Source organism: Polynucleobacter sp. UK-Gri1-W3 (genome assembly GCF_018881595.1).
Classification (GTDB): Bacteria; Pseudomonadota; Gammaproteobacteria; order Burkholderiales; family Burkholderiaceae; genus Polynucleobacter.
In genome coordinates, this window is sequence record NZ_JACVQA010000001.1 from 44,966 (window position 1) to 61,581 (window position 16,616).

Sequence of the window (16,616 nt, forward strand, 5' to 3'; positions counted from 1 at the left end):
ACCCCCTGCAAATCACCCCCAAAGCCCCACACAGTTTAGAATTGCGGGTTACGACCTAAGGTTTGCGGGTCGAAAAATTCAGCAGTTTTTAATTGGTAATTAATGGAGGTTTTGTATGTGGATTAGTAATGTATTTGCCCAAGCTCCTGCAGCGGGCGCAGATTCTGGTGGCCTGATGAGCTTCCTTCCTTTGGTCTTGATGTTTGCAGTGTTGTATTTCATCATGATTCGCCCACAGATGAAGCGTCAAAAAGAAACCAAAGCCATGCTTGCATCATTAAGCGTTGGCGATGAAGTGGTTACAGTTGGCGGCATCATGGGCAAAGTAACAGCATTAAAAGATCAAGTGGTTACCGTTGAAATTTCTTCTGGCACTGAAGTGCAGATGCAAAAAGGTGCCATCACTACAGTATTGCCAAAAGGCACACTGAAGTCTGCTTAATTAGTTTGTTTAAAAGTCTCTCTATATGAATCGCTACCCTCTCTGGAAATATCTAGTCATCGCTGTTGCATTGCTGATCGGCGGACTATATTCATTACCCAATTTCTATGGTGAGGCTCCAGCGGTTCAAGTCTCGTCTGCCAAACCAACCATCAAGGTTGATTTGGCAACACAGGCTCGTGTAGAAAAGATTTTGACAGAAGCAAGTATCAATAACACTGGCATATTCTTTGAGAACGCTGGTAAGGTAGGCTCCATCAAAGTTCGTTTTAACAACACAGATATTCAACTGCGCGCACGCGATCTATTGCAGCAAAAGTTAAATATTGATCAAAACGATCCTAATTACACAGTTGCCTTAAATCTACTGTCCAATACGCCGAGCTGGCTAAGTGCAATTAACGCATTGCCAATGCCCTTGGGTCTTGACTTGCGTGGAGGTGTCTACTTCCTCTTGCAAGTCGATATGAAGGGTGCGGTTCAAAAGAAAGTCACTTCCTTAGCAACGGATATTCGCAGTCAATTACGTGATAAGAGCATTCGTCACCAAGGTATTGAGCGTGGCGCTGACTTTATTTCTATTAACTTTGCCAATGCAGATGATGCTGAACAAGCACGCTCATTGCTAACAACAGCTCAACCTGAACTAATTTGGCTCATAAAATCAAACGGCTCCCTGCCTAAATTGATAGGTGAATTTAAGCCATCAGCCTTAAAAGCCATTCAAGATAACGCCGTTAAGCAAAACATCATTACGCTAAATAAGCGTGTAAATGAATTAGCAGTCAAAGAGCCAGTGATTCAACAACAAGGTGCTGAGCGCATTGTTGTGCAATTACCTGGCGTTCAAGATACAGCTCGTGCCAAAGATATTATTGGTCGCACAGCAACACTCGAATCTCGTTTAGCCGACCCCTTGGTATCGACCATCGGTTTAGGCGAAACTCCTCCTCCAGGCATGGATACATTCCGCTTTGGGGAAAATCGTTTAGGTGTGTTTAAAAAGTCTGTGATCTTCAGTGGTGATCGCATCACTGACGCAAGTGCCGGCTTTGATCAAAACCAACGCCCTGCCGTCAACATCTCCTTAGATGCTGCTGGTGGTCGAGTCATGCAAGAGGTGACCCGTGAAAATATCGGCAAGCCAATGGGTATGATCTTGTTTGAAAAAGGCAAAGGTGAAGTTCTCACCATTGCCACTATTCAAAGCGAATTTGGCTCTAAGTTCCAGATCACCGGTCAGCCGACTACCGAGAGCGCTAATGACTTAGCACTTTTATTGCGTGCAGGCTCATTAGCGGCGCCAATGGAAATCATTGAAGAACGCACTATCGGACCTAGTCTGGGTGCAGAAAATATTGAAAAAGGTTTCAAGTCACTCTTGATTGGCTTTACTGCAATCGCGATTTTCATGATGGTCTACTACTTGCTGTTTGGCACCTTCTCAGTTGTTGCTTTGGCAGTGAACTTGCTATTACTCATCTCAGTACTATCGATGTTGCAAGCAACGCTCACCCTGCCTGGTATTGCGGCGATGGCCCTAGCTCTGGGTATGGCGATTGACTCCAACGTGTTGATTAACGAACGCATTCGTGAAGAGTTGCGCAATGGTGCGGCACCACAAACGGCAATTGCTGTTGGCTTCGATAAAGCCTGGGCAACCATTTTGGACTCTAACGTAACAACTTTGATTGCTGGCCTAGCATTACTAGCATTTGGTTCAGGTCCGATCAAAGGTTTCGCAGTAGTTCACTGCTTAGGTATTCTGACTTCAATGTTCTCGGCTGTTTTCTTCTCACGTGGCCTTGTTAACCTCTGGTACGGCAGACATAAGAAGATTCAAAAACTCGCTATTGGCCAAGTTTGGCGCCCACAGGAGAAATAAGCCATGGAATTTTTCCGGATTAAAAAAGATATTCCCTTCATGCGCCATGCATTGGTGCTCAATGGGATTTCTTTAATTACTTTTTTAGCAGCAGTCTTTTTCCTTTGGCATAACGGCCTGCACCTCTCCATCGAATTTACTGGTGGTACGGTCATGGAGGTAAGCTATCCTCAGACAGCACCATTGGACTCTATTCGATCAAAAGTTGAAAATCTTGGCTATGCTGATACTCAGATTCAGAACTTTGGTAGCTCACGTGATGTGATGATTCGTTTGCCTTTGCAAAGGGATGCTGAAGGCAAGCTCATTTCCTCGGCAGATCAAAGTACTGCAGTGATGCAGGCTCTCGACCCAGCAGCGACAGGTGTAAAGCTTCAACGCGTAGAATTTGTTGGCCCACAGGTTGGACGTGAGCTAGCAATCGATGGATTAATGGCTTTGCTGTTTGTCATCATCGGCATTGTGGTTTACCTCTCATTCCGCTTTGAGTGGAAGTTTGCAGTTGCGGGCATCATCGCGAACTTGCATGACATCGTGATCATCCTGGGTTTCTTCGCATTCTTCCAATGGGAGTTCTCACTCTCTGTATTGGCAGCTGTTCTGGCAGTCCTAGGCTACTCAGTGAACGAATCTGTGGTGATCTTTGACCGTATTCGCGAAAACTTCCGCAAATACCGCAAGATGAATACCCGTGAAATCATTGATAACGCAATCACCAGCACTATCAGCCGCACTGTAATCACGCACGGTAGTACCGAGATGATGGTTTTGGCAATGCTGGTCTTCGGCGGCCCAACGCTCTTCTATTTCGCTTTAGCGCTGACCATTGGTATTTTGTTTGGTATTTACTCTTCAGTGTTCGTTGCAGCAGCCCTGGCCATGTGGCTTGGTGTTACACGCGAAGACTTGGTCAAGGGTGATAAAAAGCCTGATGACAATGCCCGTAACGATGACCCTAATTTTGGGGCACGGGTTTAACTAAGTAATTTTTAGTTTAGAGAAAAGTTTTGACGATCAAGGGCAGCTAAGATTCTCTTAGTTGCACCTTGATGTTCTGCTGAATAAGACTTCGCAGCCAGACTCATCTTTGCCAGCTCGGCAGCATTTAACAGCAATTCCCTCAAAGCTTTTGTCAAAGCAATTGGTTCAGTTAAGAGCAGTTCGCCCTTGATACGTTTTGCTGCGCCGCTATCTAGCGCATCTAAAGCTGCCTGCTGAAAGTTATAGGTATGCTCGCCCAATAAAACAGGGCAGCCAGCTGCGCATGCCTCAATCAGGTTTTGACCTCCAAATGGTAATAGGCTACCGCCCATGAGCACCAAGTCTGAAGCACTGTAATACAGCGGCATCTCACCCATAGAGTCGCCAAGCACAACATCTAAACCAGCACACTCACTTGGAGTATCAGACCATTCACTACGACGGCGAAATCTTAATCTTGCATCATTGATCTGATCTGCCACCTCTGTGAATCGCTCTGGATGACGTGGCACTAAACAAATTAAAGGAGGGATCGTAAATGCATTACTTAGAAGCAGATCCTTCCAGGCCCTCAGAATGATCGCCTCTTCCCCGTCACGCGTACTGGCAGCACACACCATCATGCGATTTCCAGCATGCATCTCTTTCTGCCATTCTTTACCCTTAGCCAGCAATTGAGGATCTAGTGGAACGTCAAACTTCAGATTGCCCGTAATGACAATATTTTCAACACCTAAGCTGCGGTAACGCTGCGCATCAAATTCGGTTTGGGCCAAGATGCCCGCAAAAGCCTGAAACAAAGCGCGTCCTGCTTCACCAAATCGATTGACGCGACGAGCACTTCGCTCAGATAAACGCGCATTAACCAAGAACAATGGCAAACCAATCTCTTTGCAGCGAAAGACTACTGTTGGCCAAGCCTCGGTTTCCATGAAGAGGCCCAGTTTTGGTTTAAAGGTCTTCAAGAAATGCTCAACAGCCCAGCAAATGTCATAAGGCAAATAGACTTGTCGAATTTGTCCAGAAGCAATCTCTTTTGCAAATAACTGCCTCCCAGTGCGGCGCCCATTCAAAGTCATATGCGTGAGAAGAATGGATTCACCTCTAGCTAAATAAGCATCAATCAAAGGTTGAGCTGCGCGAGTTTCACCCACTGAAACGGCATGAATCCAAATAGAGCCTTGAGAAATAGGCTTGCTGTAGCCAAAGCCCAATCGCTCAGGAATGTGATGAAGGTAGGGGAAGGCGTGACGTGCACGCCAAGCTAGACGAATGAACGCTAAAGGCAATAAGAGATGCCATAGCAATTGATAAGCAGCAAACCAGATCCGGGGACGTGCCCCGTATTCTGAATTGGTAGTCAAACTCACTTTTTGAGACGTTCGGTCAATTCGACCGCCTTACCAAGGTATGAAGATGGGGTCATCTCCAGCAAGCGCGCCTTAGCATCCTCAGGAATCTTCAAACCACGAATAAAGGCTTGAAGATCTGCCTGATTAATACCTTTGCCACGGGTCAATTCTTTTAACTGCTCGTAGGGATTCTCGATGCCGTAGCGACGCATCACAGTTTGTACAGGCTCAGCCAATACTTCCCAACATGCATCTAAATCAGCAGCGATCGCAGCAAGATTAACCTCTAATTTCCCAAGGCCACGCAAAGCACTGTCATAAGCCAATACGCTATGCCCAAATGCGGGTCCAAGATTGCGCAGTACGGTGGAATCGGTGAGATCACGCTGCCAACGAGAGATTGGTAATTTTTCAGCAAGGTGACGCAGCAACGCATTGGCCACGCCCAAGTTACCTTCGGAGTTTTCAAAATCAATCGGGTTGACTTTATGCGGCATCGTGGATGAACCAATCTCACCTGCTTTCGTGCGCTGCTTAAAGTATCCAATAGAGATGTAAGCCCAGAAGTCACGATCCATATCCAAGAGAATCGTATTGGCACGTGCAATTGCATCAAAGAGTTGAGCCATACCATCGTGCGGCTCAATTTGAATGGTGTAAGGATTGAAGGTGAGACCCAGTCGCTTCTCAACTACGTTCTTAGAAAAATTTTCCCAATCAAAATCAGGATAGGCCGACATGTGAGCGTTGTAGTTACCTACTGCGCCATTCATCTTACCGAGCAAGGGAGCTGCAGCAATAGAGTCGATGGCACGTTCTAAACGCTTGGCAATATTGGCAATCTCTTTACCTAAGGTACTTGGTGAGGCTGGCTGTCCATGCGTACGAGAAAGTAAAGGTACCTTAGCGTGCTCGAGTGCCAGGTCAGTCAAAACAGAGAGCACTTTACGAAGTTGAGGCAAGAGCACTTCATCGCGGGCGCCACGCAACATCAAACCATGTGAGGTGTTATTGATGTCTTCTGATGTACAGGCAAAGTGAATGAACTCACTTGCTTTTAATAAATCAGGTCGACCTGCTACTTTTTCTTTTAAGAAGTACTCAACTGCTTTTACGTCATGATTTGTTACCGCTTCAATATCTTTAATGCGCTGAGCATCCGCATCAGAAAAATTTTCTGGCAGCGATAGTAGAAAAGCTTCGTCAGCGGCATTTATTTTTGGCACGTCAGGAAGGCCGGCAGCAGCTAAAGCCAAAAGCCAATGAATTTCCACAAAAACACGCTGACGCATAAAAGCGGCTTCGGAAAGCCATGGACGCAAGGAATCCAGTTTTCCGGCATAACGGCCATCTAGGGGGGAAAGGGCATTAAGGGTTGAAAGCGGCTGACTCACGAATATTGCCTTTACATTGAATATGTCAATAAAAGATGATTTTAATGCGTTCCGGCGTACAGCAAAGCCCTAATAGGATGGCTATACTTGAGGCCATGAAACTAATCGGATCCCTTACCAGCCCCTATGTACGTAAAGTACGCATTGTTTTTAATGAGAAAAAGGTCGATGTTGACCTCGAATTAGAGAATGTCTGGGCTGCAGACACCAAAATAGCCCTTACCAACCCCCTAGGGAAGGTTCCTTGCCTCATTGCAGACGATGGAGAGGCCATTTATGACTCCCGCATCATCGCCGAATATGCCGATGGCCTAAGCCCTGTAAGCAAGCTCATTCCGGCCGATAACCGCGAACGCGCTGCCGTAAAAACCTGGGAAGCGCTGGCAGACGGCATTATGGATGCTGGCATTTTGGCTCGTTTAGAACGGACCTTGCGCCCAGCCGAGCAACAAAGCCAAACTTGGTATGACCGCCAAATGGGCAAGATTGATGCTGCTCTTCGTCAGATGTCTGAAGTACTGGGTGAGAATGCCTGGTGTCATGGCAATCAAATCACATTGGCGGATATCGCTGTGGGTTGCGCCATCGGATATTTATTATTTCGATTCCCAGAAGTCAAATGGCAAACTCAGTATCCAAACTTAGATCGTCTGTATAAAAAATTATTGCAGCGGCCTTCTTTTATTGAAACTGAACCACCTGCTGCTTAATCAAATTACTGCTTAACAAAAAGCCAATCAACTCTGATTGGCTTTTTTGTATCTGCTATTGGCTGTTAAAAATTATGCGGAAATAATTCCGCCACCCAAACAAATATCCCCGTCATAGAGAACAGCAGATTGTCCAGGAGTAACAGCCCACTGCGCATCTGGAAAACTCAATTCAAAACTAAGCACTTCTTCACTAGCACTCAATACGCAAGCAGAGTCTACCTGGCGATAGCGCGTCTTAGCTGAATAGTTTCCAGGTGTTGGCGCCGCGCCAGAAACCCAACTGGCATCCATCGCAGATAACTTGTTAGCCAATAGCCATGGGTGTTCGTGGCCTTGCGCTACATACAAGGTGTTATTAGGAACATCCTTGCGCGCCACGTACCAAGCGTCACCATTGCCGTCTTGACTGCCACCCAAACCAATGCCCTTGCGCTGACCTAAGGTGAAGAAGGCTAAGCCCATATGCTCACCAACTGTCTTCCCTTCTGGCGTTTTGATAGGACCAGGTAAACGAGGCAAATAGCGATTTAAGAACTCTCTAAAAGGTCGTTCACCAATAAAACAAATTCCAGTGGAATCTTTCTTTTTAGCATTGTGCAATCCAATCTGCTCTGCAATTTTCCTAACCTCTGTCTTTGGAATTTCTCCAAGTGGGAACATCACATTTGCCAATTGTTGCTGCGTTAGGCGATGCAAGAAGTAACTTTGATCTTTACTCGCATCAACCGCTTTTAATAGTTCTACTTTGCCAGCCTCATGGCGAACGCGTGCATAGTGCCCCGTTGCAATAGCATCTGCGCCCAAATTCATAGCGTGATCTAAGAAAGCCTTGAACTTAATTTCAGCATTGCATAGAACATCAGGATTGGGCGTTCGCCCTGCAGCGTACTCGCGCAAGAAATCAGCGAATACGCGCTCACGATATTCGGCAGCAAAATTGACCGCCTCAACGTCTATTCCGATCATATCGGCGACTGAAACCACATCTAACCAGTCTTGACGAGCCGAACAGTACTCGTCGTTATCGTCATCCTCCCAATTTTTCATAAAAAGGCCAATAACTTCAAAGCCCTGCTCCTTGAGCATCCAGGCAGCAACAGACGAATCTACCCCTCCAGACATGCCAATAACGACTTTCTTGGGCTGGGAGGGCGGGATTGCGGAAGAATTGAGCGGGATCATCAAAAAATGCGAAAATTCAATATAAGCTGACAAACCATATTGTAAAAGTCTTAGCCTAATTTCACAGAATTTTGGGCAAAAACCGAGCATGAGGACTTAGGGGTGAGTAAATAGGTGCGATTTGCCCTATTTAACTAAAATAGATTTTTTATAAATTTTGCTTTTGGAGACATGCCATGCGCATAGGAGTGCCACTGGAAACAAGGCCCGGGGAAACTCGAGTAGCCGCCACACCAGAAACCGTTAAAAAATTAATTGGTCAAGGTCATACCGTCGTTATTCAAAAAGATGCCGGGGTAAAAGCCAGTCAACCTGACTCTATGTACGAAGCTGTAGGCGCAACTATTGGTAGCGCCGCAGATGCATTTGGTGCTGAGATTGTTCTCAAAGTACGCGCACCGGAGGCTCCTGAACTAAAACAGATTAAATCTGGCGCCGTGCTGCTTGGTATGCTCGATCCATTTGATAACGACATGATTTCAGCCATGGCTGCGCAAGGTGTTACTGCATTCTCTTTAGAGGCTGCGCCACGCACAACACGCGCACAAAGCATGGACGTTTTGTCTTCTCAAGCAAACATTGCTGGTTACAAAGCGGTATTGGTTGCAGCAAATGAATATCAACGCTTTATGCCAATGCTGATGACTGCTGCAGGAACTGTTAAAGCAGCTCGCATTCTTATTTTAGGCGCTGGTGTTGCTGGCTTGCAAGCAATTGCTACTGCAAAACGTCTTGGTGCAGTGATTGAAGCATCTGATGTACGTCCAGCAGCTAAGGAACAAATCGAATCATTGGGCGCCAAGTTTGTTGATGTTCCCTACGAAACTGATGAAGAGCGTGAGATCGCAAAAGGTGTTGGTGGTTATGCCCGTCCAATGCCTGAAGCATGGATGAAGCGCCAAGCCGCCTTGGTTGCAGAGCGCGCCCAACAAGCCGATATCGTCATTACTACCGCATTGATTCCGGGACGTAAACCGCCCGTACTTTTACATAGCGACACTGTTGCCAATATGAAGCCTGGCTCAATCGTGATCGACTTGGCTGCAGGTAAGGGTGATAACGGTTCAGGCAACTGCCCGTTAACGCAAGCAGATAAAGTAATTGATGTGAATGGCGTGAAGATTGTTGGCTACACCAATTTAGCCAGCATGGTTGCAGCAGACGCTTCTGCACTTTACTCACGCAACTTGCTCGATTTCATGAAACTTATTGTGGATAAAGAAGCAAAGTTAGTTATCCCAAGTGATGATGACATCGTTACTGCTTGCTTAATGTGTCGTGATGGTCAAGCCATCCGCAAAAACTAATAGTACAAATACTAAGGAAACACTATGGATCTCGCTGCCTTTCAAAGTATCCTCACCGTTCAAAACATTACCGTGTTTGTGTTGGCCATTTTTGTTGGCTATCACGTAGTTTGGAACGTTACCCCGGCATTGCATACGCCTTTAATGGCGGTGACCAATGCCATCTCCGGCATCATCATTGTTGGCGCATTGTTGCAAACTGAAGTCATCGGTGGCGATGAAATCACTCTCACCAGCATCATTGGTGCAGTAGCGGTATTCCTCGCATCGATCAATATTTTTGGTGGCTTTATGGTCACCCGTCGCATGCTTGAAATGTTCAAGAAAAAAGCTCCTAAAGCTGATGCGGCTGGATCCAAATAAACCTAGAACAAGACCAATATAGAGACCAAAACTATGTCAAACATAACCGCTATTTCTTATCTCATTTCATCGGTGTTGTTCATCCTCGCTTTGCGTGGCCTATCCTCACCAACCACTTCACGCCAAGGCAATACTTTCGGCATGATTGGTATGTTGTTAGCAGTCATCACCACTTTCTTCATCCCTGATTTCAAACCAGTTCTCTCTTTAATTGGTGTTGCAATTGTGGGTGGCGCCATTATTGGAACCATCGCTGCTAAGCGCGTGCAAATGACCAAGATGCCCGAGCTAGTTGCTTTAATGCACTCCTTCGTAGGCTTGTCAGCTGTATTAATTGCAATTGCTGCTGTATTTAATCCAGCGCATGATCATACTGGCGCACAGAAGATAGAACTCTTCATTGGGGCGTTTATTGGCGCTATTACCTTTACTGCGTCTGTAATTGCATTCGGTAAACTATCTGGCAAGGTTAGCGGCAAGCCTGTGAGCTTTGCTGGTCAGCACTTATTAAACCTAATCTTGGCTGTATCAATGGTGGGCGCTGGTATTGCATATTACATGGGTGATAGCCACGCAGCTTTCTTGGCGATGTGTGCCATTGCTTTGGTATTGGGCGTGACATTGATCATCCCTATCGGCGGTGCTGATATGCCGGTGGTTGTATCCATGCTTAATAGTTACTCTGGTTGGGCTGCAGCTGGTATTGGTTTCACATTGAACAACCCAGTATTGATTATTGCGGGTGCTTGCGTTGGTTCATCTGGCGCCATTCTGTCTTACATCATGTGTAAGGCGATGAACCGATCCATTCTGGCTGTATTGCTCGGCGGCTTTGGTGCTGAAGCGGCAGCTGGCGGTGCTGATGATGGTAGCCCTAAGAACTACAAAACAGGCTCACCTGAAGATGCTGCTTTCCTGATGGAAAATGCTGACACTGTAATCATCGTTCCAGGTTATGGCTTGGCAGTGGCTCGTGCTCAACACGCATTGAAAGAATTAACTGAAAAGCTGACACATCATGGCGTGACTGTGAAATACGCGATTCACCCAGTGGCGGGCCGTATGCCTGGTCATATGAACGTACTCTTGGCTGAAGCTGAAGTTCCATACGATCAAGTATTTGAGATGGAAGATATCAATAGCGACTTTGGTCAGGCTGACGTAGTGTTAGTCCTTGGTGCGAATGACGTGGTGAACCCTGCTGCACGTACGCCTGGTAGCCCAATTTTTGGTATGCCGATCTTGGAAGCTTTTAAAGCTAAGACTATTATTGTGAACAAGCGTTCGATGGCAGCTGGTTATGCAGGCCTAGATAACGAACTCTTCTACATGGATAAAACCATGATGGTCTTCGGTGATGCGAAGAAGGTGGTTGAAGAGATGGTTAAGGCGGTTGAATAAACCGGTTCTCAAGGCTTTTGAATAAATGACCGCCTTCGGGCGGTTTTTTATTACACTAAACAAAATCCTCAATAAAGCCTCATCACCTTATAAGAGCTTGCTATGCCAAATTTCACTGGGAATCACCTCAACATTGTTAAGTATGCACCCCTAATATTTTTTGCATCTGCTATCTTTGGATTATCGGCGCTGGTTCTCGGTTTTACATTCTCAGGCGCAAATGAGCATTTCGATAAGCGCATTAGCCTTATTCGCGCACAAGCGGATGCCATTACCCAAGTCTATCAATCGAGCAAGTACCTTAATCCAAGAGATCAGAATGAAGTACACAAGTCTCTCAAAGAAATTCTTGCAGATCGTCTTGCGATGTTTCAAGAGGTCAATACATTCGACGCTCTGAATGCAAATATCACTCGCCTTGGCGATAAGTTAAACGAGTTTAATGAATTAATGATGTTGAGCATTCCTCGCGCACCCATTGGCAACAGGGAATTAGCAGACAAGATCTTGCGGCCCCAAGCGGATAACCTCATGGAAGTCTTAAGGGATGGGATGTTAAATGCTAGGCACCATCCCCCTGTAATACTTGAGCGCTTCTTATTTGCCCTCTTATCGATTGGCGCGCTTTTAAGCGGTTACGCCATGGCAGTCAAGAATGAAGAAGATTGGTTTTTAACTTTTATCTCCCTTGGGCTAATGGGCTTCGCTCTCTATGTCATCTTCGCACTAGAGTTCCCTAATGAATTATTTCCATACGAGACTTTTAATGCAGATCTATTGAGAGCTCAAACTTTAATGCAATAAGCCGTAGAGCTTATCTATCTTCTCTGGTAGCTATTGGATAAATTGTCCTGCAGTACATAGGCAATACCATTAGCTACCAAAGAAAGGTCTTGATCAAGTACACGGCTTCGATAAGTCCAGCCTGCAGGTAATTTCAGTTGCTCACCCAATACTGGGAGATCTTTCATGCTGAGCGCAGGATTGACTATTTGCGAATAAGACTGCATCACATAAACGTCGCCTCCAGGAGAGGTTAACTCATAAATAGCACTGCCAGCCCTATAAATAAAATTGGTGGTGCGGACAATTTCATTTGGGGTGTATTGTTTACTGCCCATCAATTGCTTGAGCAAACTCAACTGGATTGTTGCCCGTAAATTCATTTCAATTCCGCCAAAGGATTCTTTTACATCACTAACAGTACTGCCTGCCGCCTGAATTTCATCCATGGTCCAATAGCGCGGTCCATTGAGTACAACAAAAGAGACATCGAAAGTCTTTTCAATGGACTCTTTCGTTAAAGTATTCCACTGCGCTTCAGGGCAGTGATTGAGCCCTTGAGTATTAAATACCTTAACCTCTAGCTTTAGCCACGTACGCTTACCCAGCAGAACTTCGCAATAACGCTGGTTACGTAGATTCGAGACACTTTTTTGAAATACCGGCTGAGTATCAACCGATTGTGCAACCACAGACTTGGTGGTAAATAAAAAGCCCATCAAGAGCAAGAAGATTGAAATGAGGGAGGTTGTTCGATTGCGACTAGCCATATTAACAACCACTCCAAAGTTAAAGTTGGGTACAGCTTACTCCTATAAATAAAAAGCGCCCGGTCTTTTGAACCAGGCGCTCTTGTTTCTACAGCTTGATGGCTGAGGAAATTAACGACTATTACATCATGCCGCCCATTCCACCCATTCCACCCATACCGCCCATATCAGGCATACCACCAGCAGATTCATCTTTTGGTGCTTCGGAGATTGCGCAATCGGTTGTCAACAACAAGCCAGCAACAGAAGCCGCATTTACCAATGCTGTTTTTGTTACTTTAGTTGGGTCAATAACACCTTGTGCAACGAGGTCACCGTATTCACCAGTTGCCGCGTTGTAGCCGTTATTACCTGTGCTTGCTTGTACAGCATTAACAACCACACCAGCATCTTCACCAGCGTTACTAACGATCGTACGCAATGGCTCTTGCATAGCGCGCAATACGATGCTGATACCAGCGTCTTGATCGGCGTTGTCGCCTTTCAAGCCCTTGATGCCTTGCATTGCACGAATCAACGCTACACCACCGCCAGGAACAATGCCTTCTTCCACAGCTGCACGAGTAGCATGCAATGCGTCGTCAACACGAGCCTTCTTCTCTTTCATCTCTACTTCAGTAGCAGCACCAACACGAATCACTGCAACACCGCCAGCCAACTTAGCTACGCGCTCTTGCAATTTTTCTTTATCGTAGTCGCTAGTTGCTTCTTCGATCTGAACACGAATGTTCTTCACGCGAGCTTCAATCGCTTTAGCATCGCCAGCACCATCAATAATGATGGTGTTTTCTTTGCCTACTTCGATACGCTTCGCTTGGCCTAAGTGCTCAAGAGTAGTTTTCTCGAGTGTGAGACCAATTTCTTCAGCGATTACTGTACCGCCAGTCAAAATCGCGATGTCTTCTAACATGGCTTTACGACGATCACCAAAACCTGGAGCCTTAACAGCACAAGTCTTAATAATGCCGCGAATGTTATTCACAACTAAAGTTGCCAAGGCTTCACCTTCAACATCTTCTGCAATGATCAACAATGGACGGCCAGACTTCGCTACTTGCTCGAGTACTGGGAGTAAATCACGGATGTTAGCAATCTTTTTGTCAAACAAGAGTACGTACGGGCTTTCCAATACAGCAACTTGTTTTTCTGGTTGATTGATAAAGTATGGAGAAAGATAACCGCGATCAAACTGCATACCTTCCACTACTTCAAGCTCGTCTTCTAATGACTTGCCATCTTCAACAGTGATAACACCTTCTTTACCTACTTTTTCCATTGCTTCTGCAATGCGCTGACCAATACTGTGGTCGCTGTTTGCAGAGATGGAACCAACTTGAGCAATTTCTTTAGTAGTGGTGCAAGGCTTGCTGATTTTTGCGAGCTCTTGAATAGCGGCTGCAACAGCCTTATCAATACCGCGCTTCAAATCCATTGGATTGTGGCCTGAAACTACATATTTCATGCCTTCACGAACGATAGACTGAGCCAAAACAGTAGCGGTAGTTGTACCGTCACCAGCGATGTCAGCAGTTTTGGAAGCAACTTCCTTAACCATCTGCGCGCCCATATTCTGGAGCTTGTCTTTAAGTTCAATTTCTTTTGCAACGGATACACCATCTTTAGTGATAGTTGGTCCACCGAATGAACGCTCGATCACCACATTGCGACCTTTTGGTCCCAAAGTTGTTTTCACTGCATTAGCAAGAATATTTACGCCTTCGACCATCTTGGTACGTGCGCTATCTCCAAATACAACGTCTTTTGCTGCCATAATTAAATTCCTCTCTTAAATACCGAAATTACTTCTGTACAACAGCCATGATGTCGTCTTCACGCATCACGATGAGTTCTTCGCTGTCAACTTTTACTGTTTGACCTGCATATTTACCAAACAACACACGGTCGCCTACTTTGACGTCAGGTGCATTTAATTTGCCGCTGTCATCGCGCTTGCCTGGGCCTACTGCCAAAACTTCACCTTGATCAGGCTTTTCTGCAGCAGCGTCAGGAATGATGATTCCGGAAGCAGTTTTTGATTCTTGATCTAAACGCTTGACGATTACGCGATCATGTAAAGGACGCAAATTCATCTCTTCTCCTATGTTAGTAAGTGTTAACTATTTAAATAAACTATATAAATCAATGATTTATAATCTCTTCACACGGAAACCAAAGGTTATTTAGTTATAAATTACCTTTTTAGCACTCGCGTGTAGGGAGTGCTGATTATATAGGTCTGAATCCCAGGATTTCAAGGGCAGATGTTGGAGTTTCTTAAGGATTGAACTCTGGATACCCGTGATTGAACTGAGAAATCCATAAAAATCATAGAGATATGATTTTTCCACAAATTTTGACATTAAATATAGGCGAATATTTATTGAGGGAAGTTATCTAATTTTTCTGTAAATAATGCCGTCAGCAACCAAAGTCACGGCAACGGTTAATTAGGTGCCGACCGCTTTTCATTCAATTGCAGTCATTCAAAATAGAGTATTTAGGATTCCTGTGGGGCGGAGATCGGCCGAGGCTGTGTAAAAACCCAAAATACTTCCATTAATTTCGATTTAGAGCGTGCACACGGGTTTAGGTTTCTCAATAAAGCGCCCTGAGGGGCTCAAGCATCCTGTTTCGGTAAATATTGGTTTTTTATTAACGCCTCGTAGAGGCGTTACTCAGGCCTGTTTATTACGGATTGAGTAAGGCTTTCGCCTTATGTCGCCATCGCCTTCATTAGATTGCTGCTACCCATGATGTTCATCACTCGTTTAAGGTTGTAAGCCAGGATATGTAGACTCATTTCTGTACTGACGTGCTCTTTGGTTTTGGTTAAGAAGTGCGTTGCCCCCATCCAGCTCTTGAGTGTGCCAAAAGTATGCTCAATCGTGCAACGCCTAATTTTCATCGCATCAGGCATGGCTTCTAGGTTGTCCTGCATTTGATCTAGCATTGCTTCATGTTCCCAGCGCTTGACTCTTCTGTTTGTTCCGGTAGTGCACTGAGGCTTTAAGGCGCAGGTTTTGCAGCTCGAGCTCCAGTAGGCAATCAGGTTCTTGCCATGTTCTACCGTTTTAAAGCGCTCTATTAATACTTGCCCTGCAGGGCACTCGTATTCATTTTTATCAGGGTGGTAGATAAACGCATTCTTATCAAACAGGCCACTAGATCGATTGCTAGACGTTTTACATTTAGGCATGATGGGAGTGACACCCAAGTCCATACAGTCTTTGATTTGTTCACCACTGTAATAACCCTTGTCTGCCACTACGGTCAGCTGCGTTACTTGCAGCGCTTCTTTGACTTGGTTTGCTATCTTAGCTAGGCTACTGCGATCATGCCCGACATTAGTTAACTCATGGGCTACGATGAGATGGTTCTTCGTGTCCACGGCTGCCTGTACGTTATAGCCCACGATACCGCCTCCACGGTGTTGCATCGACCGGGCATCGGGATCACTCATGGAGATCTGTTTATCTGGTGCTGCTTGTACTTTTTCTTCAATAGCTTGTAGCTGTGCCATCTGCGCTTTAAACAACTCGATACGCTCAGCCAACCGAACTTGATGTGGCGTGGACCCTGCAGGTGAACGCAGATCAGCTGCCTCTAAGTCTTTTAAATACTGCGCAATACTCGCTTCAGCTTCTTGGATACGACGTTTGATCTTGGCCTGGGTGAAGTTCTGATCGGAGCTGTTCACGGCTTTAAATTTACTGCCATCGACTGCCACCATCGCGTCGGCAAATAAATTCATCTGGCGGCACAACTCAATAAACTGGGCGCAGACTTTACGGATGGCTTTGCCGTTCTCCCTGCGGAAGTTCGCGATGGTCTTAAAGTCAGGAGCTAAGCGGGTAATGAGCCACATGAGTTCAACATTACGTAGCGCTTCGGTTTCAAGGCGACGAGTCGATGCAATACGGTTAAGGTATCCATAGACATACAATTTCAACAGCACTGCAGGATGATAGGACGGCCTACCAGTATCAGCAGGAACTACTCCTTCAAAACCTAAGCTGGCTAAATCAAGCTGGTCGACAAACAAG

15 protein-coding genes are annotated in these 16,616 nt (G+C 45.7%); 8 read left to right on the forward strand and 7 right to left on the reverse strand.

The features are described from left to right. Positions 1-115: 115 nt before the first annotated feature. From yajC to secF, 3 genes are read left to right on the forward strand one after another with little or no spacing between them, the layout of a single operon-like run. Positions 116-442, forward strand: a complete 327-nt coding sequence (gene yajC, locus ICN36_RS00200; RefSeq protein WP_216226438.1) for a preprotein translocase subunit YajC — start codon at positions 116-118, stop codon at positions 440-442. A 25-nt stretch (positions 443-467) separates the two neighbouring features. Beyond that, the gene (secD, locus tag ICN36_RS00205; protein ID WP_216226439.1) at positions 468-2,327 is read left to right on the forward strand and encodes a protein translocase subunit SecD; all 1,860 of its coding nucleotides are present in this window, start codon (positions 468-470) and stop codon (positions 2,325-2,327) included. 3 nt (positions 2,328-2,330) lie between these two features. After that, positions 2,331-3,305, forward strand: coding sequence for a protein translocase subunit SecF (gene secF, locus ICN36_RS00210; protein ID WP_216226440.1), 975 nt, complete (start codon positions 2,331-2,333; stop codon positions 3,303-3,305). Positions 3,306-3,316: 11 nt separating this feature from the next. Here secF and ICN36_RS00215 read toward each other — a convergent pair whose 3' ends face one another. Continuing rightward, positions 3,317-4,678, reverse strand: coding sequence for a 3-deoxy-D-manno-octulosonic acid transferase (locus ICN36_RS00215; protein WP_216226441.1), 1,362 nt, complete (start codon positions 4,676-4,678; stop codon positions 3,317-3,319). Next, positions 4,675-6,054, reverse strand: a complete 1,380-nt coding sequence (purB, locus tag ICN36_RS00220) for an adenylosuccinate lyase (protein WP_216226442.1) — start codon at positions 6,052-6,054, stop codon at positions 4,675-4,677. The genes ICN36_RS00215 and purB overlap by 4 nt, the downstream gene beginning before the upstream one ends. A 95-nt stretch (positions 6,055-6,149) precedes the next feature. Here purB and ICN36_RS00225 point away from each other — a divergent pair, with 95 nt between their 5' ends. Then, positions 6,150-6,764: a glutathione S-transferase gene (locus tag ICN36_RS00225; RefSeq protein ID WP_216226443.1), complete on the forward strand. Its 615-nt coding sequence runs from the start codon at positions 6,150-6,152 to the stop codon at positions 6,762-6,764. A 72-nt stretch (positions 6,765-6,836) separates the two neighbouring features. Here the strand turns inward: ICN36_RS00225 and mnmA are convergent, their stop codons facing one another. Further along, positions 6,837-7,949, reverse strand: a complete 1,113-nt coding sequence (mnmA, locus tag ICN36_RS00230; RefSeq protein ID WP_216226444.1) for a tRNA 2-thiouridine(34) synthase MnmA — start codon at positions 7,947-7,949, stop codon at positions 6,837-6,839. A gap of 176 nt (positions 7,950-8,125) precedes the next feature. Here mnmA and ICN36_RS00235 point away from each other — a divergent pair, with 176 nt between their 5' ends. The 4 genes from ICN36_RS00235 to ICN36_RS00250 all read left to right on the forward strand — a co-directional run bounded on the left by ICN36_RS00235 (position 8,126) and on the right by ICN36_RS00250 (position 11,824). Further along, positions 8,126-9,256 carry a Re/Si-specific NAD(P)(+) transhydrogenase subunit alpha gene (locus ICN36_RS00235; RefSeq protein WP_216226445.1) on the forward strand — a complete coding sequence of 377 codons (1,131 nt, stop codon included), beginning with the start codon at positions 8,126-8,128 and terminating at the stop codon, positions 9,254-9,256. Between the two features lie 24 nt (positions 9,257-9,280). Then, entirely contained in the window at positions 9,281-9,619 is a 339-nt protein-coding gene (locus tag ICN36_RS00240; RefSeq protein WP_216153301.1) for a proton-translocating transhydrogenase family protein, read from the forward strand. A gap of 33 nt (positions 9,620-9,652) precedes the next feature. After that, on the forward strand, positions 9,653-11,020 hold the full coding sequence (locus tag ICN36_RS00245; RefSeq protein ID WP_216226446.1) for an NAD(P)(+) transhydrogenase (Re/Si-specific) subunit beta: 1,368 nt from the start codon (positions 9,653-9,655) through the stop codon (positions 11,018-11,020). 102 nt (positions 11,021-11,122) lie between these two features. Continuing rightward, positions 11,123-11,824: a hypothetical protein gene (locus tag ICN36_RS00250; protein WP_216226447.1), complete on the forward strand. Its 702-nt coding sequence runs from the start codon at positions 11,123-11,125 to the stop codon at positions 11,822-11,824. 14 nt (positions 11,825-11,838) lie between these two features. Here ICN36_RS00250 and ICN36_RS00255 read toward each other — a convergent pair whose 3' ends face one another. The 4 genes from ICN36_RS00255 to ICN36_RS00270 form a co-directional block, all read right to left on the reverse strand. Then, complete coding sequence (locus ICN36_RS00255) at positions 11,839-12,573, reverse strand: hypothetical protein (protein ID WP_216226448.1); 735 nt, start codon at positions 12,571-12,573, stop codon at positions 11,839-11,841. 121 nt (positions 12,574-12,694) lie between these two features. After that, positions 12,695-14,344, reverse strand: coding sequence for a chaperonin GroEL (gene groL, locus ICN36_RS00260; protein WP_072582791.1), 1,650 nt, complete (start codon positions 14,342-14,344; stop codon positions 12,695-12,697). A gap of 28 nt (positions 14,345-14,372) precedes the next feature. After that, entirely contained in the window at positions 14,373-14,663 is a 291-nt protein-coding gene (locus tag ICN36_RS00265) for a co-chaperone GroES (RefSeq protein ID WP_216226449.1), read from the reverse strand. Between the two features lie 623 nt (positions 14,664-15,286). Next, positions 15,287-16,616 (reverse strand): IS1182 family transposase (locus ICN36_RS00270; RefSeq protein WP_255531179.1); only part of this gene is annotated, 1,330 nt, incomplete at its 5' end.